This is a genomic window from Peribacillus frigoritolerans, from assembly GCF_001636405.1.
Lineage (GTDB): Bacteria > Bacillota > Bacilli > Bacillales > DSM-1321 > Peribacillus > Peribacillus frigoritolerans.
The window spans coordinates 3,403,214-3,421,456 of the sequence record NZ_KV440950.1 but is presented as its reverse complement, the minus strand read 5'-3'; the positions used below and the strand labels follow the sequence as shown (position 1 = coordinate 3,421,456).

Below are 18,243 nucleotides of genomic sequence, written 5' to 3'. Positions count from 1 at the left end.
CAATTACAGACAGGTAGGTGCTTTTATGTCAAAATCCTCACTTACACTTATAGCGGGAAGCTCAAAAACAAAGGAAGCCTTGCAGGAGCAACTGGAACAACTGCTTGGAGACTACGTTCATGTCAACAGCCATGCTACCGATGAGGGAATACCTCGTTCTTTGGGAGAGGGAATTATCTTATATTCATCAGATGCAGCTTATGAAAAGAAAATGGGAATGGATGGCGTAAATGCCCAGAAAGTAATTGTGGGAAAGAGAACTGTTAATCATGAATACATTGACAAGCTATTAAGAATACCAGAGGGGTCGACAGTGCTTTTGGTGAATGATGATGACGATGCAACTATTAGCCTTATTGAATCCTTATATCAGCTTGGTGTCGATCATGTTCAATTTATCCCTTTCAGGAAGGGGATTTTATTCTATGAGAATGTCCAAATAGCTGTATCGCCAGGAGAAACTCATCTGTGCCCCTCTTACATAAAAGAAGTAATCGATATAGGCGTACGTCTTTTTGATATAACAACAATTCTGGAAGTTGTAGAATGCTGTGGTTTACACAAGGATATATCCTCAAAGATTTCTGAAAGGTATATTAGTAATATAATTGAATTACAACGTAAGCTGTTACATGCGGAGTGGGATGCCAAGCAGATGAGTGATCATATCCAAAATGTGTTGTGTACTGTCGATGACGGAATATTGGTCGTTAACGAGGAAGGGCTGATAACGGTATTCAATGACCAGCTTGCGGCATTGTTCCAGGTTGATGCAAAAGATGTGGTTAATCAGTATCTAGAGCATGTAATGAATCGCCGTGATATTATCGATTTCATCATGGAAAGTAATGATGAAAGCAAGTTCTTCAACATATACGGCGTGGATATCGTGATTTTCCGGTTGCAAATGATGAAAGAAAATACAATTGTCGCAACCTTCAAAAGTGTACATCAAGCCTTTGAAATAGAAAAGACTGCACAAAGAGAAATGCGCAATCAAGGATTTTATTCAAAATACTGCTTTGACGATATTATCGGCGAGAATGAAGTAATGAAAGAGAGAAAGCAGATTGCCAAGAAGCTTGCCTTGTCGGAGCATCCGATTTTGATTCAGGGAGAGACGGGTACAGGAAAAGAGCTGTTTGCTCATGCGATTCATGAGCATTCATTGCGAAAGAATGGGCCATTTCTAGCGGTTAACTGTAGTGCTTTAACAGAAACTTTACTGGAAAGTGAATTGTTCGGCTACGAAGAAGGGGCATTTACAGGAGCGCAAAGGGGAGGAAAGAAAGGACTGTTTGAAATGGCGGATAAAGGGACTATCTTTTTGGATGAAATTGGTGACATAAGTCTCACAGTTCAATCCCATCTGCTTCGAGTTCTTCAGGAGGGGGAAATCCGCAGAATTGGCGGCAAGAGAATCATTCCCGTTAATGTCAGGGTGATTACCGCGACGAATAAAAATCTTCATGATAAAATGCGGGACGGTTCATTCAGAACAGACTTGTTTTACCGGCTGAATGTGCTCAATCTTTACATACCGTCACTCAAAGAAAGAAGAGCGGATATTCCACTTTTGATAAAGCACCTCATCACAAAAAGCGGGAAGTGGGTAAAAGTAGAGGAAGGCGTACTGGATTATTTCATGCAATATGAATGGCCCGGCAACATACGGGAACTTAAAAGTACAATCGATTACATGTTGACGGTTTGTGAGGGGAATGTCGTGAAGAAAAGTGACCTTCCGTTCATGCACGGGAATAAGGAAGACAGTGTGACGGTAGATTATCCCGTCTGTGAAAGTGTGTTGGAAAATCAGGAGCGCGTTTTCATCTTGGAAGTAATTAAGCAATACAACGATAAAGGAAAAGCGGCAAGCAGAGAACTGATTTCCAGTCAAAGTAAAGAATCGGACTTTATCTTGTCCCCTCAGCAGATTCGTCGCCGTTTGGATATTTTAGAAATCGAAGGGTTTGTCGTCAAAGGCAGAGGAAGGGCCGGCACTAAAATCACGGCTGATGGAATAGAGTATTTATATTTTCTTAGGTCAAAGCATGCTATGCATGGATATACTTAGTCACTACCAATAAGGGGAGTTTGCTAATTTAAGGTTTTCATAAGTTATATAAGGGGGAACGCCCCATCGCCAATAAGAAGTTTAAAAGGTGAAATGATCCTATATTATTAGCCCCGTTTCTCGGTGTCATATAAGAGAAATGGGGCTTTTTAACGCCGATAAGTTTCATTCATTTTACTATAATTACCTCGCTTCGCAGCAATTACCCAACCAAGAATCTTACATATTGTTAAAATCATCATCATTTTCTAACGTTTTCAAAATATGCTTAGTCAGAATGGAGGCATCCGTGTTTTTCCATACTGCCGATATCGAACTGGTTAATTCCAAGTTATCGATGTTCAAGGCTTTTACTTGGCTTTTTCCCAACAAACTCACCATATCTTCCGGCATGAGGGCTACGCCTAAGTTATTGGATATTAGATTGGCAATCGTCAGTAATTCAGAGCCTTTACATAATTCTTTAGGTGAAAATCCAGCCGTCAGACAAGCCTTTTCCAAAAGGAATTGAAGGGAATGCGCTTGAACGGCATCATAATGGATAAAAGGTTCGTCTTTTGCTTCGTATAAATGTATGGCCTCTTTTTGGGCTAGTGGATGATCCATGGAGACGACTAATTGTAAAGGGAACTTCATGAATTCAATCATGCTTAATCCTTCATTGGCGATGATGTCACTGTGAATGGGCGTTCGGATGAAACCGATGTGATAATTTTGTTGGTTTACGAGTTTTACTGCTCTTGAAGATGTTGTTTCATGCACGTAAAACTCTGTTTCCGGATATTGCCCCACGATCTTTTTCAATAACTTTGGGATATATATACTAGCTGCAGAGGGTACGGTAGCAATCTTCAGTTTAGGCTTGGGGATGGTTTTGTTTTCAACTATGTAATTCACTGTTTTCTCGATATCTTCAAAGGAAGGCGCAAGCTTTTTATAGATGTATTCTCCTTCTTCCGTCAATGTAATTTTTCTTGTCGTTCGATTCAATAATTTAAAGCCTAATTGTTTTTCGAGGGATAAAATCTGTTGGCTAAGTCCGGGCTGGGATATATGCAGGGTTTTGGAAGCCTCACTGAAACTAAGATGGTTAGAAACCTCTATGAAATAGCGGAGGGATAGGTAATTCAAACAATCACCCACTTCAATTGGATTTGAAAATACAAGGTTAAGAAAATTCCCTCTCAAATAAAAGCTGTAATTTTATAACATCTACTTATAAGTTTATAACAATAATATATTTCTAAAATGGAAGAGTCAATATTATCCTTAAAGAAAGGAAGAATAGGTAATAAACGGTAAAATATTACTATTTAATAGCGGATTTCCCTTGTTTTTTATAGGTTTTTGTACATATTTAAGCTTGGTGATTTAATTTCTATAAAACTTATTAATGTATTACTAGTTCTTATGGGTGATGTGTCTAATTTTGTAAAAAAAGGGAAAGTGAGTCGGTCGGTAGAATAATAACATTATCATCTTTTGCAGATGATGAATAAACATGAGGGGGGATTTTTATGAAAAAATTTCATAAGTGCTTTTTATTGGTCATGATTTTGACGGTCACCGGTATTATCACGGCTTGTAAAGACAGTAATGAAGGTGCCTCAGGCGGCGGTAACCAAAACTTGAGCCTGTTGACTGGTGGAACGGGAGGTACATACTATCCGCTTGGAGGACAAATTGGAAAAATCATTTCCGATAAAACAAAAGCGAATATAACACCTCAGACATCTGGCGCATCAGCCGAAAACATGGAAACGTTAAGGGTCGGAGAGGCTGAAATCGCCTTTTCGCAAACGGATATCGCAGCATATGCACTTGAAGGAACAGAAATGTTCGATGGGAAACCCATTGACAATATAATGGCAATCAGCTCCTTATATCCTGAAACTGTTCAAATTGTAACGACTGCAAAAAGCGGAATTAAATCAATCGAGGATTTAAAGGGTAAAAAGGTATCGGTAGGTGCTCCGGGTTCTGGTGCTTACATCAATGCCATGCAAATCCTGGAGATTCATGGTTTGTCTGAAAAAGATATTAAAGGTCAAAATCTATCGTTTGATGAGTCGGCCGAAGGAATCCAAGCAGGCAATATTGACGCAGCTTTCATTACGGCAGGCACGCCAACTGGTGCAGTCGAGGCGCTGTCCGTCCAAAATGATATCATGGTCCTGCCTATTGCAGAGGACAAAATTCAAGCATTGGTTAAAAAGTACCCATACTATGCTGAAGATACAATTCCTAGTGGTACGTACAAAATCAAATCCGAGGTGAAAACAGTTGCTGTTAAAGCGATGTTAGTGGTCACTAAGGATCTTGATGAAGATTTAGTTTATGAAATGACTAAAGCTGTATATGAAAACACAGAACAAATCACACATGCAAAAGGCAAGTTCCTTACAGCAGAAACTGCACTTGAAGGATTAGGGGATATGGAAGTGCATCCTGGAGCGGCAAAATACTTTAAAGAAAAAGGTGTTTCCAAGTAATGCAATTGGGTCGGTAGCTCGCTTTATGTGGCCTATCGGCTTCATTTTTTTCTAAATGGGACACTGGTTGTGAAAGGGGTACCTATGATATTCAAGAAATTCATGGCTTTTGGTATACCTTTGCTCATCGCTTTTTTACTCTTTTTTCCTTATAAGCATGTAATAGCCTTTTCCTTCGAGGACCAAGGGGAATTAGTCGCATACTTTCCTTTGAAAAAAGAAAAAGAATTCAAGATTAAATATACACACTCCATCCACCTCACAGATGTTTTGGAATCATATAGGTTATCGGATAAGCAAATCGAACAAACCGAACTTGCCTATGATGATTTTGCAGTCGGTATGCCTTCCAATGCAGAGGGTGAGGAAGTGTTTGAAGTAAAAGACGGTACCTACTTCATAAAAAATATGCAACGCACTTTCACATTTATAGACTTACGGGTGGGACAAGTTAAAGCCAATCATCGATTAATATATGATGAAAAAACATACACATTGGCAGACTTCATGAAACCAGGGACATGGGTCAGGATTTCATCGGAAAGAATTTCATTGTGGGAACAGTTGAAGGGAGTGAAGATTAGTGGCTGATAATGAAAAAATCAAATATTTAACCGAAGCAGAGCAGCAGGAGTTATTGGAAAAATATGATCCAGAAGCCGGGACAAGGAAATTAACTGGTGTCTTGGGCCACATTGCGTTTTTTGGACTCCTGGCTTTTTCGCTATTCCAATTATATACTGCCATATTTGGTGTTTTTACAGCACAAATCCAACGGACGATACATTTAGGGTTTGCACTCTCCTTAATATTTTTACTATTTCCAGCAAACCGGAAGAAGCGTGAAAAAGGAAAGTTTCAAATTGCCTGGTACGATATCATATTAGCAATCCTTAGTATTGGGGTAGGTGCATATTGGCCCTTATTTTTCGAAGGTATCGTCATGAATGTAGGGCGTTTAGGTGTATTGGATTTTGCAGTCGGTTTTATGGCCATTCTGCTGGTTTTGGAAGCAACCAGGCGTGCAGTTGGTCTTCCTATCATGGTCATTGCTATATTATTCATTTTCTATGGGATTTTTGGACAGTATATGCCAGGATTCCTTGCTCATCGCGGTTTGACTCTGGAGCGTCTGGTGCAAACAATGTTCTTCTCGACAGAGGGCATTTTGGGTACTCCGTTAGCGGTGTCATCGACATTCATCTTCCTATTTTTACTGTTTGGATCATTTCTGGTCCGAACAGGCGTCGGTCAATACTTTAATGATCTCTCTACCGCCATTGCCGGCAGAAGGATAGGGGGACCTGCAAAGGTTGCGATTTTTTCAAGTGCTCTTCAAGGAACGATTAGCGGGAGCTCTGTGGCTAATGTTGTCACATCAGGCGCATTTACGATACCGATGATGAAAAATCTTGGATATAAGAAGGAATTTGCCGGGGCAGTGGAGGCGGCTGCTTCGACAGGTGGTCAATTGATGCCTCCGGTAATGGGGGCAGCGGCATTCTTAATGGTTGAGTTCATTGGGAATGGAATAACGTATTGGGATATAGCAAAGGCGGCTGCGATTCCAGCTATCCTTTATTTTTCAGGAATTTGGATCATGACCCATTTTGAAGCGAAACGACTTGGGCTGCGTGGGTTAACGCAAGAAGAGATGCCGAGTAAAAAGGAAGTGTTCGGCAAGTTTTATTTACTAATACCGATTCTTGCCATTATTTTATTGCTCATGATGAATATCACGGTTACACATGCAGCGTTGTATTCAATTGCCATCTCGGTTCTTGTAGGTTTCATTAACAAGGATGTCCGCATGAAATTCATCGATATCATTTATGCATTGGTGGATGGAGCCCGGACAGCACTTGCGGTTGCAGCTGCAACCGCAGCAGCGGGCATTATTGTCGGTATCGTCACGAAAACTGGGTTAGGACTTAAGCTGGCTAATGGCTTGATCGATTTATCTGGTGGATATTTGATTCCAACTCTGATGCTCACTATGGTAGCGGCTCTTATATTAGGTATGGGTTCACCTACGACCGCCAATTATGTAATCACCTCGACGATTGCAGCGCCTGCGATAATTTTGCTTGGTGTTCCCGATTTATCTGCACATTTATTCGTTTTCTATTTTGGCATTATAGCAGATATAACTCCTCCGGTTGCTTTAGCGGCATTTGCAGCGGCAGGGGTAGCGGGAGGCGAGCCGATAAAAACGGGGATTGAGTCATCGAAACTTGCCATCGCTGCATTCATCATTCCATATATTTTTGTTCTCTCCCCGCAAATGCTAATGATCGATACAACTTGGATGGAGGTTGCGTGGGTAGTACTTACTGCAATGGCAGGTATGATTGCAATTGGGGCGGGTGTCATAGGTTACTGGATGAGGGGAATGAACTGGTTAGAAAGAGTCCTCGCCGTAATCGTAGGTTTACTATTGATCTACCCTGAAACGGTATCGGACATCATTGGGATATCCGCTTTTATCGTGTTGCTGGCTTTACAATATCTTTGGAAAAATGACAATCACGACAGCTCCAAGATCTTAGAAAATAACCAAAGTATTGAGAAAAGTTAACCCTGCGAATATCAATCCGGAAGTAAAGGGTAGAGCTTAACCATTCGGGGGGGTGATTTTTTGAAGTGAAGCATCATTGAGAATGCAACGAAAATGGGAATGTGCTTACTGTTTTTTATCGAGACAACCAGCATATTCCTACAAGAGAATTCTGCTCGTATATCCACTTGCCTTATGATAAAACCCAATTTGTTTTATTTTGAAAGGAGACTAATTCATGAAATTTTTAAAAAGTTTTATTTTAGTTACTTTCAGTTTCTTTTGTATGATCACACCGGCTTTTGCAAGTGTTCCTGGAGTGGATGGGTCAATGGGAAAGGGTTTTACAAATGGAATCGTATCAGTTTCTCATCCGTTAGCAGCTGAAGCGGGTATAGAGATACTAAAACAAGGCGGAAATGCAGTCGATGCAGCGGCAGCCATTCAATTATCGTTAAATGTGGTTGAACCAATGATGTCTGGAATCGGCGGCGGTGGTTTTATCATGATTTATAATAAAAAGGAAAATAAAATAACGATGATCGAAAATCGCGAAATGGCACCTCAAAATGTTACGCCTAAACTTTTTTTAGATGAAAAGGGAAAACCTATTCCTTTTAGTAAGCGGCATACATCCGGGAAAGCGGTTGCAGTTCCCGGGACTCTTATGGGGGTGGAGACTTCTCTTGAGAAATATGGAACATTGAAATTATCACAAGTCATAGGCCCGGCCATTAAACAAGCTGAAGAAGGGGTAAAAGTCAATTGGGCAACAGCACAATATATCGATGAAAATGTAACAAAGCTTAAAAATAACCAATCGGCTGCAAAAGTTTTTGTACCAGACGGAAAGCCGTTGGAGGAAGGAGACACCCTCGTTCAGCCAGATCTGGCAAAGACTCTTAAGTTAATAAAAAAACAAGGTTCTGACGTTTTTTATAAAGGTGAAATCGGGGAAGCACTTACCAAGGAAGTTCAAAAGCGTGAAGGAACGATGACAACTGAGGATTTGGAAAACTATGAAGTGAAGGAAAGAGAGCCGATTAAATCGGAATATAGGGGTTTTGAAGTGGTAGGGGCAGCTTCACCAAGCTCAGGCAGTTTGACTGTTCTGCAAATCCTGGAGCTTATGGAAGGATACGATGTGCAAAAGATGGGGGCCAACTCACCTGAGTATCTTCATTATCTCACGGAAGCCATGCATCTTGCTTTTGCCGATCGCGCTGCCTATATGGCGGATGAAGATTTTTATGATGTACCAACAGAAGGACTATTAGATGAAGATTATATTAAAGAAAGAAGAAAACTCATCAATCCAAATAGATCAACAGCTGATGTCAAAGCAGGCGATCCATGGAAGTATGAGGGCAAAGAACCCACTGCAATGAAGATGGTAAAAGAAGAGAAAACCCCAATCGGACAAACGACTCACTTTTCTGTAATGGATAAGTGGGGAAATATGGTTGCTTATACGACTACAATCGAGCAAGTATTCGGATCTGGTATCATGGTACCGGATTATGGGTTCATGCTAAATAATGAAATGACGGATTTTGATGCCACACCGGGTGGAGTTAACCAGGTGGAACCAGGAAAAAGACCAAGAAGCAGTATGTCCCCGACCTTCGTATTAAAAGATGGAAATCCCTTCATGGCCATTGGTTCACCAGGAGGAGCGACGATAATCGCATCGGTATCTGAAACGATCATGAACGTGCTTGATCATAAAATGCTCATTCAAGATGCCATATATGCGCCACGTATTTATTCTGCTGGTTATCCGACAGTAAGATGGGAACCGGGAATTGAACAAAATACAAGGCTTGAGTTAATGGCTAAAGGCCATGTTTATGAAGAAAAACCGCAACATATCGGAAATGTGCAAGCAGTTATTTATGATTATGAAAAGGGAAAAATGTATGGAGGAGCCGATAATACGAGAGAAGGAACTGTTCAAGGTGTGTATGATGTTTCCCATAAATCGAAAAAGCCGAAAGAAATAAAAGAAGAAAAAAAGGGACCGTTTACCTTAAAAGTGAATGGAGCTGTTTATCCTTATACAGCTGATCAAATGAAACTGATCGATGAAAAACCCTATATCCAATCAGATAAATTGCTACTAGGTTTGGGTGTAATCCAAACAGGGGATTTAGAAACATTTAAACCAGATAAAAAATCGTATCTACCTGTGTTAGGAGTAGCGAAATCATTAGGGTATAAAACAAAATGGAACGAAAAAGACAAAGAGGCGCTATTGGAAAAAGATCCGGCGGATATTGAAGATCCGGACGAAGATGGCAGTGTCACGAATTGATTGCTTTTCTAAGTCTGCTCGTGAACTTGAATACTAAATGAACCTAAATTTGACAACCCCGGAATTCTCTATGTAAAGAGAGGTCTGAGGTTGTTTTTTAGTCATATGAAATAGTAGAGAGGTAGTCAGCCAGTTGAACGAAGGTTCCTGAAAAGCCCTCCTGAACCATTTCCTGCGACTCCTCGTAAGTTTGCATTTCCCCCTCGGTTGGGGATACAGGTGCCCCAATCACCGTAAGTATTGTTTTACCTCCAAGCTCGGCGTTTACCATGCTGTACGTCGAGACTATAACAATGCTATTTTTGTGCATAATGATATAGGTTTAAGTTTTATTATAAAAGAACGATCAGAAGTTTTTATTTGAAAACAGAACTAATGTTCGTGTATGCTTGTAACGATAATAATCTTGGTACCGGTTATTATTAAGGAATCCAATCTTGATTCAAAGGAGAATGAAAATGATTAAACCATATTTAATGTTTAACAGAGAATGTGAAGAGGCTTTCAAACTGTATATCGAGGCATTTGGCGGGGAACTTATTGCTATGCAAAAATATAGTGAAATCCCATCAAGCCCAGACTTTCCTGTTGAAGAGAGTGATAAAGACCTTGTTCTTTACTCACAATTAAGATTAACAGAAGATGGAATTATAATGGGTTCTGATTCAAACCGTGAATTGAATGATAGTGACAAAGTGGTTGTAAGTGTGGAGCTTAACTCGGAGGAACAAGCTAGAAAGGCATGGAACACATTAAAAGAAGAGGGATCTATACATATGGATCTTCATGAAACATTCTTTGCAAAACTTCACGGTTCATTGAAGGATAAATTTGGTGTTTCATGGATGTTTACTGTCAATTAAAACCATTCTTGAATCTAAATCCAGAAGACATCCTTCTTTGTAAAGTCATTTAAGTTTGGGAAGGTTAAAATTTTAAAAATAATCATTAATGCTCGGACGCTTTAATGGAGTATCTAAAAAAAGCCCGATTTCTTAATACTAAGAAATCGGGCTTTTTACTATTGGAGTTTATTAAGGTTGTAAATCCGTATTTCCTCTGACGCTGCACTAAATGATTGAATATCATTTGAGTGAGTTGCCTTTTAAAATGGGGTTTTCTGACTTTGCATTTACTACAATTGTGGTCATGGAAAAACATTGAAAAATATGAGAAACTGTGATAGATTTATATAGATACGCCAATTTTATATTTTGTATAAATTATACCCTATTATAATTATACAACATAAAATTCTTTTCAGTCAATCCCTTTTTTAAAAGGAGTGTTTGGTATGAACATGGAACTTCGCTTGGACCAAGAACGACTGGACAGCGTGATTGGTTGATCACATGAACAATTTTTGCCATATGATTCAATGGGAGGGGAATAAATGAAACCATATGTACTGGATTTTCGGGAGATCGATAAAACGAAACAAATGGTGGTCGGTGGCAAAGGGGTGAATTTGGGCGAATGCTCGAGGATTGATGGAATTCTTGTACCAGAAGGATTTTGTGTTACTACTGAGGCATTTAAAAGAGTCATTGGGGAAAATGATGAGCTTCATCAATTACTCGATCAGCTTGCAGTACAAAAAGTGGACGAACGAAAAAGAATAAGTGAAATTAGCAGGAAGATTCGTGATCTGATTGAGGGAATCGGGATCGACAAGGGGATCGAAGAAGATATCGACCGATGTCTCTTAACTTTTGGCTTCGAGCATGCATATGCTGTTCGTTCTAGCGCTACAGCCGAAGATCTTCCATTTGCCTCCTTTGCAGGTCAACAGGATACCTATCTAAACATCAAAGGAAAAGATGCAATTTTACAACATATTAGTAAGTGCTGGGCTTCACTATTTACTGATCGTGCTGTGATTTACCGAATGCAAAACGGATTTGACCATCGCAAGGTTTATCTGTCTGTTGTTATTCAAAGGATGATTTTTCCACAGGCTTCCGGAATACTATTTACAGCTGATCCAGTTTCCTCAAACCGCAAGGTGCTTTCGATCGATGCTAGCTTTGGGCTGGGTGAGGCACTTGTCTCTGGCTTAGTGTCTGCGGACAATTATAAAGTGCAAGAAGGTAGGATTGTGGAGAAGAAGATTTCTGCCAAAAAGTTGGCTATATATGCACGAAAAGAAGGCGGAACGGTGGAAAAGGAAATTGAGCCGGGGCAGCAGGTTTTATCGACCCTGTCAGATGAGCAAGTGTTGGGGCTTGAAAGGATCGGCAGAAGGCTTGAAGCGCATTTTGGCTGTCCGCAAGATATCGAATGGTGTTTGGTTGATGATACATTTTATATTGTCCAGAGCCGTCCAATCACTACTTTATACCCCATCCCAGAAGCGAATGATCAAGAGAATCACGTTTATGTATCTGTCGGTCATCAACAAATGATGACTGACGCCATGAAACCATTGGGATTATCTTTTTGGCTGTTAACGACTCCTGCACCCATGCGTATAGCTGGCGGAAGGTTGTTTGTTGATGTCACACATATGGTGGCTTCACCTGAAAGCAGAAAAATGTTAATAGAGGCCATGGGACAACACGACCCGCTCATGAAAGACGCACTCATTAACATAATAGAGCGAGGGGATTTCATAAAATCTGTACCAAATGATAAGCAAGAACAGAGTTCCGGTAAAAGCAATAAAAGTGTGCCGTCTGCGGATTCTAGGGCACAAATTGAAAACGACCCGACAATCGTTTCTGATTTGATTAAACGTAGTCAAACATCGATAGAAGAATTAAAACAAAACATCCAAACGAAATCAGGTTCGGAGTTATTTGATTTCATTCTGGAAGATATCCAGATATTAAAGAAGATTTTATTTGACCCACAAAGTTCAGCTGTGTTTATGGCTGCTATAGATGCATCATCATGGATCAATGAAAAAATGAATAAGTGGTTAGGTGAAAAAAACGCAGCCGACACGCTTTCTCAATCTGTACCAAACAATATAACTTCAGAAATGGGTCTGGCCCTAATGGATGTTGCAGATGTGATACGTCCTTATCCAAAAGTAATTGATTATTTACAACAAGTAAAAGATGATAATTTTATGGATGAACTAGTTAAGTTTGATGGTGGTCAGGAAACTCAGGATGCTATCTATGATTATCTCGGCAAATATGGAATGCGATGTGCTGGAGAAATCGATATTACTAAAACTCGTTGGAGCGAAAAACCAACTGCACTTGTCCCCGTGATTCTTAGTAATATCAAAAACTTTGAGCCTAATGCCAGCAATCTGAAATTTGAGCAAGGGCGACAGGAAGCTTTGAAAAAAGAACTAGAGATATTAGATCGATTGAAGCAATTACCGGATGGTGAACAAAAAGCCAAAGAAACAAAACGAATGATCAGTCTAATCCGGAATTTCATCGGTTATCGGGAATATCCAAAATACGGCATGGTTAACCGCTACTTCGTTTATAAGCAGGCTTTACTCAAGGAAGCCGAACAACTCGTACAAGCCAACGTTATTCATGAAAAAGAAGATATATATTATCTCACTTTTGAAGAACTTCATGAAGTCGTACGCACAAATAAACTAGATTACCAGATGATCAGCAAACGAAAAGACGAGTACAGATTATATGAAAAACTTACTCCACCACGTGTTATCACGTCTGATGGTGAAATCATTGTAGGGGAGTATAAACGAGACAATCTCATGGCCGAAGCTATTGTAGGTCTACCGGTTTCTTCCGGAATGATAGAGGGCAGAGCACGCGTCATCTTAAACATGGAAGATGCAGATCTAGAAGATGGAGATATACTGGTTACAACCTTCACCGATCCTAGCTGGACACCATTATTTGTATCCATAAAAGGACTCGTCACCGAAGTTGGCGGGCTGATGACCCATGGAGCAGTCATCGCACGAGAATATGGCTTACCTGCCGTTGTCGGTGTGGTAAATGCCACCAAGCTGATAAAAGATGGGCAACGTATTCGAGTAAATGGAACAGAAGGTTATATAGAAATACTATAATTCTTTACATTTCAATCATAAAGAAGAGCATTCGAATTAGGAGAATCATTGAAATCATGATGCTTTGCGGTTTTTGGCAAAGCTAAGCCCCCTGTCACTAGGTCATATAAGGGGGCAGTAATTAAATGATACTAAAGTTTAATAAGATCAACTTGAGGTCGGGCCTTCTGTTCGCTTTTATATGATGCCAAATCCCAATTTCTCGCTTACAACACCGAGAAATTGGGATTTTTGTGGATTTTATTTATAGGCAAAGTCGATATTCTCTTGCTAAATCTACTGGCTTGAGCAGCAATGTCAAACGGATACGAGGAAGATATTCTCCAACAGATATATCTGTCAATATCATAAATGTACGCTGAAAGCGGCTATAGCTTCTATAGAAATATTAAATTTTTGTATTGGTAATTATACATTATCTCCTTTATAATTTTTAAGAAAGATATTTCGGAATTTTTAAAATAAAGGAGAAATTATGTATACTCACCCGACTTTAAAATATTGGAATGGAAGAATTGATTCCCAAACTGACCTGGACAGCTTCAGATACCACCAAAGAGTGCGCTTGGCACCCATTTCGGAAATAGCCACCTCTTCCAATGCATCACGAACTTTTGGACTGATTGGCTTTAAATGTGATGAAGGCGTCAGAAGGAATAAAGGCAGGGTTGGTGCTGCCGAGGGTCCTGATCATATTAGGCAATCGTTGGCAAAATTACCTTGTCATTTACCTTCCCAAACCGAGCTGGTGGATGCTGGCGATGTAATATGTGAAAGTACAGAGATGGAAGCCGCCCAATCTCAACTGGGATCAGCTGTTGCCCGGATTTTGGAGAGTAAAGCGATTCCTATCATACTTGGGGGAGGTCACGAAACCCTGTATGGCCATTATCTTGGGATTAGGAAATCCATTGGACCAAAAGCTAGACTAGGGATTATTAATATTGACGCTCACTTTGATATGAGACCTTATGAAAAAGAAACTTCATCTGGCACGATGTTTAAGCAGATTTTGGACGAAGATCAAAGTTGTGGCTATTTATGTGTCGGAATTCAGAAGCAGGGGAATACGAAGGCACTGTTTGAAACTGCAGAGAGGAGTAAGGTCGACTACATATTGGAAGAAGATTTGTCATTATACGAAATGGATGAAACGAAGCGGAGGATAAATGAATTCGCTAAGGAAAATGACTATATCATGCTTACATTATGTACGGATGTTATTGATTCAGCCTACGCACCTGGGGTAAGTGCACCATCGCCGTTTGGACTGGATCCGAAATTGGTCCGTGCCATTATTAGGCATATCGTATCGAATGAAAAGATCCTCTCATTTGATATCTCTGAAGTGAACCCTTCATTGGACGAAAATAATAAGACCGTTACATTGGCGGGGCATTTAATAAATGAGGTTTTGCTGCATTTTAAATAATGGACATGGGATGGCGGCAACTCCAATTCGATCTTTTCAGAAAGAGCGTTTCTTTTCGTATCGACTGTTGGGGCTTTCCTTAATGTTATCTTGAGTATTGAAGCGAAAAACCTTTAAAGCGCCCAGACTGTCCATGAATCATTCATGGACAGTTTTTTGCGCCTCCTTCACAAGGATTCATGGTCCTTGGCATTGCTTCGTTCAACTAACCATTTAAAGTATAAAGGCATGTGGATTTTCCATGTCTCTACTAAGTTCAATACTGATACTTGTGGGTTTTTGGTTTATAATAACAACCATCTAGCCTTTTGAGGAGGGATTCCATGAATGAATATAAAGTAACGGTCAGGAATGGCAGTACCTTAATTTTGTCGGAAATCATTAAAGCTGAAGATGAAAGAGAAGTCCTTGGCACTCTTTTGATTTCCAGCGAATTATTTAATCAACCATTTACTGATATCAGGATTTTAGAACGCTGATTTGTGCCTGCCCATTCCATTTGATACACTGTAATAAATCTTAATACGGTGGCGATATTATGTGTGGACGTTTCACTCTTTTCACTGACATAGAAGAAATAAAAGAACGGTTTGATATTCAAGGGTCATTTGATGAGGAATACCAATTCAGCTACAATATTGCTCCCTCCCAATCCGTGCTCGCCGTCATTAATGACGGGGTAAGGAATCGGCTTGGATATCTTCGGTGGGGACTCATTCCATTCTGGGCAAAAGACGAAAAAGCGGGCTACAAAATGATCAATGCCAGAGCGGAAACCATTGCTGAGAAAGCAAGCTTCAGGAATGCGTATAAGAAGAAGAGATGCTTGATAATCGCTGACTCTTTTTATGAATGGAAGAAGACACCAGAAAGAAAAATACCGATGCGTATAAAACTGAAGAATCATGCTCCATTTGGAATGGCCGGTCTCTGGGAATCCTGGAAATCTCCTGAAGGCATCAGCATCTATTCGTGCTCCGTTATAACAACTGTGCCTAATGAGCTAATGACCAGCATTCATGATCGCATGCCTGTCATCCTAAAGTCAGAAGATGAAAAAGATTGGTTGAATCCTTCCATTAATGATACTGCATATTTGCAACAGTATTTAAAGTCATTCGATTCGGAACAGATGGAAGCATTTGAAGTATCGACTGATGTGAACTCGCCTAAAAATAATTCACCTAACCTAATCCAACAAATTTGCTGAGGTAATTAGACCTCTCAGAATGTAGACAACTCGATGAAAATCGAGTTTGTCTGCATTTTTTTTTTTGGTTTGTACAATTTGAACGTTACCTCCAGGAACTCGCTTTTCCCGCAGAAGTCTCGCACACCCGCTCCAATCAACTTAGTTCTCTTTATAAACAGTAAGGAGTGCATGTGAAACACTTTAAAATTAACCCTTGCGAAAATAGACAAAATGCTGTACTGTTATATTTGCTTTTCAAAACGACTTTCGATGTCACGAACTCAGGGAAGTTTTCAGCGTGGCACTTTTCTTGAAGGCATCGTAATTTTAAAATAATTATATAATGTAATCTTCTTATCAAGAGAGACGGAGGGACTGGCCCGAAGATGTCTCGGCAGCGGACTTAAATGGAGTGCTGTGCCAAATCCAGCAGGCTGATTTTCGCCTGAAAGATAAGGAGGGTGTTTTTTATAAATTAAAAGACCTCTTCTTGTTGTTAAATAGAAGGGGTCTTTTTTATGCCAGTTTTTTGCTACAGCTCCATGACTGGAAAATCAGGTAGGTTCAAATTGGAGTTATTTGCGAAAACTGTTAATAGAATAAGAGCTGTGACACATGTCGCGGGAAAAATAAAAAGAGGTGTACATCATGAGTGCAAACAATAAAGGGAATCCATGGGCATTGATCCCATTTGTCGTTTTTTTAATTTTATTTATTGGGTCCGGAATGATAACTAAAGATTTTTATTCATTTCCGGTGATTGTAGCGATTTCCATTGCATCGGCAGCTGCATTGGCGATGAATCGGAAAGAGACATTCAATGAAAAGGTTGATATCTTCTGTAAAGGTGCCGGTGACGCCAATATTATGTTAATGGTAATCATTTTCCTTTTAGCCGGTGCTTTTTCCGAAGTTGCAAATGGTATGGGGGCAGTTGAATCAACCGTGAATCTTGCCTTAGCTGTTTTCCCCCAAAATCTATTAATGGTAGGGATTTTCATCATCGCTTGTTTTATTTCTCTATCCATGGGGACAAGCATGGGAACGATCGTTGCCCTGGCACCTATCGGGGTAGGGATTAGTGAACAAACTGATATTTCACTTGCCCTTTCAATGGCAGCCGTTATTGGTGGTGCGATGTTTGGGGATAACCTTTCATTCATTTCAGATACGACAATCGCTGCTGTCCGAACTCAGGGAACGAAAATGAAAGATAAGTTTAAAGTGAATTTTTTCATCGTTTTACCTGCAGCCATCATCACATGTGCCATCCTAGGAATTTTAACGATGGGTGAACAAGCTGACATTTCCCAACAGTCTTATGATTGGGTGAAGATTCTTCCGTATCTTTGCGTATTGGTCACTGCATTGGCAGGAGTCAATGTGTTCTTGGTCCTTTCCATCGGAATCGTATTTGCCGGAATCATCGGCTTGGCTGATGGTAGTTATCAACCGTTGGGTGTCATTCAAAAAGTCGGAGAAGGAATGGCGGGAATGTATGAAATCTCCTTCCTTGCCATTTTAATTGCAGGTATGGTAGCTGTAATCAAACATAATGGTGGTATCGATTATCTACTCCACCTAGTGACACGAAATAGCAAATCGAAAAAAGGGGCGGAATTCAGCATTGCGGGGCTTGTTGGTTTAACGAACCTTTCAACGGCAAATAACACGATTTCGATTATCATTGCCGGGCCACTTGCCAAGAATATTGCTGAAAAGTATGGGGTTGATCCTCGGAAATCGGCGAGCGTCCTTGACATTTTTGCATGTTGTATCCAAGGGTTGATCCCTTATGGAGCACAACTGCTTGTTGCAGCAGGGGTAGCAAAGATTTCTCCGTTAAGCATCTTGCCGTATTCATATTACCCAATCCTGATTGGACTTTGTGGAGTCATTGCCATCCTGATTGGTTTTCCACGGTTTCAGCCGGGAAATGATGGATCGAAGAACTAAAAGTTAAAACAAAGTTGATTGGAGCGGGTGTACGAGACTCCTGCGGGAAAAGCGAGTCCAGGGGAGACCCCGCAGGCACCGAGCAGGCTCCCTGACCGCCCCTGGTAAGCGAGTGCCTGGAGGGGAAATCAACGTTCAAATTGTACAAACCCCTAAAATTTCATTGAATTTGTCTACAGTCTGAACACCCTGAATCATTGGATTCAGGGTGTTT

General features: G+C 40.3%; 12 protein-coding genes and 1 riboswitch. Of the genes, 11 read left to right on the top strand and 1 reads right to left on the bottom strand.

Annotated elements, in window-relative coordinates; genetic code table 11:
• Nucleotides 1-25 precede the first annotated feature (25 nt).
• Nucleotides 26-2,077, top strand: a complete 2,052-nt coding sequence (locus A6755_RS16330) for a sigma-54 interaction domain-containing protein (protein WP_063591335.1) — start codon at nt 26-28, stop codon at nt 2,075-2,077.
• Nucleotides 2,078-2,296: 219 nt separating this feature from the next.
• Here the strand turns inward: A6755_RS16330 and A6755_RS16325 are convergent, their stop codons facing one another.
• Entirely contained in the window at nt 2,297-3,208 is a 912-nt protein-coding gene (locus A6755_RS16325) for a LysR family transcriptional regulator (protein ID WP_063591334.1), read from the bottom strand.
• A gap of 386 nt (nt 3,209-3,594) precedes the next feature.
• Here A6755_RS16325 and A6755_RS16320 point away from each other — a divergent pair, with 386 nt between their 5' ends.
• From A6755_RS16320 to A6755_RS16280, 10 genes are all read left to right on the top strand, one after another.
• Nucleotides 3,595-4,569 (top strand): TAXI family TRAP transporter solute-binding subunit, encoded by a 975-nt coding sequence (locus A6755_RS16320; protein WP_063591333.1) that lies wholly within the window; start codon nt 3,595-3,597, stop codon nt 4,567-4,569.
• 84 nt (nt 4,570-4,653) lie between these two features.
• Complete coding sequence (locus A6755_RS16315; protein ID WP_034312574.1) at nt 4,654-5,160, top strand: DUF1850 domain-containing protein; 507 nt, start codon at nt 4,654-4,656, stop codon at nt 5,158-5,160.
• Entirely contained in the window at nt 5,153-7,147 is a 1,995-nt protein-coding gene (locus tag A6755_RS16310) for a TRAP transporter permease (protein WP_063591332.1), read from the top strand. Before A6755_RS16315 ends, A6755_RS16310 begins: the two co-directional genes overlap by 8 nt.
• A 217-nt stretch (nt 7,148-7,364) precedes the next feature.
• Nucleotides 7,365-9,440: a gamma-glutamyltransferase gene (gene ggt / locus A6755_RS16305; protein ID WP_063591331.1), complete on the top strand. Its 2,076-nt coding sequence runs from the start codon at nt 7,365-7,367 to the stop codon at nt 9,438-9,440.
• A gap of 458 nt (nt 9,441-9,898) precedes the next feature.
• Nucleotides 9,899-10,303 carry a VOC family protein gene (locus tag A6755_RS16300; RefSeq protein WP_063591330.1) on the top strand — a complete coding sequence of 135 codons (405 nt, stop codon included), beginning with the start codon at nt 9,899-9,901 and terminating at the stop codon, nt 10,301-10,303.
• Nucleotides 10,304-10,833: 530 nt separating this feature from the next.
• A complete protein-coding gene (ppsA, locus tag A6755_RS16295; protein ID WP_063591329.1) occupies nt 10,834-13,449 on the top strand; it encodes a phosphoenolpyruvate synthase in 2,616 nt (871 codons plus the stop codon).
• A gap of 475 nt (nt 13,450-13,924) precedes the next feature.
• Nucleotides 13,925-14,881 carry a formimidoylglutamase gene (gene hutG / locus A6755_RS16290; protein ID WP_063591328.1) on the top strand — a complete coding sequence of 319 codons (957 nt, stop codon included), beginning with the start codon at nt 13,925-13,927 and terminating at the stop codon, nt 14,879-14,881.
• Between the two features lie 323 nt (nt 14,882-15,204).
• A complete protein-coding gene (locus tag A6755_RS27115; protein WP_153246094.1) occupies nt 15,205-15,360 on the top strand; it encodes a hypothetical protein in 156 nt (51 codons plus the stop codon).
• 59 nt (nt 15,361-15,419) lie between these two features.
• A complete protein-coding gene (locus A6755_RS16285) occupies nt 15,420-16,091 on the top strand; it encodes an SOS response-associated peptidase (protein ID WP_063591327.1) in 672 nt (223 codons plus the stop codon).
• A 333-nt stretch (nt 16,092-16,424) separates the two neighbouring features.
• A riboswitch (SAM riboswitch) is annotated at nt 16,425-16,532 on the top strand.
• Nucleotides 16,533-16,721: 189 nt separating this feature from the next.
• A complete protein-coding gene (locus A6755_RS16280) occupies nt 16,722-18,029 on the top strand; it encodes a Na+/H+ antiporter NhaC family protein (RefSeq protein WP_063591326.1) in 1,308 nt (435 codons plus the stop codon).
• The last annotated feature ends 214 nt before the right edge of the window (nt 18,030-18,243 follow it).

Excerpts from the sequence above, each read along its gene's own strand:
- A6755_RS16300 (WP_063591330.1), top strand. The coding sequence starts at position 9,899 with ATGATTAAACCATATTTAATGTTTAACAGAGAATGTGAAGAGGCTTTC.
- A6755_RS16320 (WP_063591333.1), top strand. The coding sequence starts at position 3,595 with ATGAAAAAATTTCATAAGTGCTTTTTATTGGTCATGATTTTGACGGTC.
- hutG (WP_063591328.1), top strand. The coding sequence starts at position 13,925 with ATGTATACTCACCCGACTTTAAAATATTGGAATGGAAGAATTGATTCC.
- A6755_RS16315 (WP_034312574.1), top strand. The coding sequence starts at position 4,654 with ATGATATTCAAGAAATTCATGGCTTTTGGTATACCTTTGCTCATCGCT.
- ppsA (WP_063591329.1), top strand. The coding sequence starts at position 10,834 with ATGAAACCATATGTACTGGATTTTCGGGAGATCGATAAAACGAAACAA.
- A6755_RS16285 (WP_063591327.1), top strand. The coding sequence starts at position 15,420 with ATGTGTGGACGTTTCACTCTTTTCACTGACATAGAAGAAATAAAAGAA.
- A6755_RS16330 (WP_063591335.1), top strand. The coding sequence starts at position 26 with ATGTCAAAATCCTCACTTACACTTATAGCGGGAAGCTCAAAAACAAAG.
- A6755_RS16280 (WP_063591326.1), top strand. The coding sequence starts at position 16,722 with ATGAGTGCAAACAATAAAGGGAATCCATGGGCATTGATCCCATTTGTC.
- ggt (WP_063591331.1), top strand. The coding sequence starts at position 7,365 with ATGAAATTTTTAAAAAGTTTTATTTTAGTTACTTTCAGTTTCTTTTGT.
- A6755_RS27115 (WP_153246094.1), top strand. The coding sequence starts at position 15,205 with ATGAATGAATATAAAGTAACGGTCAGGAATGGCAGTACCTTAATTTTG.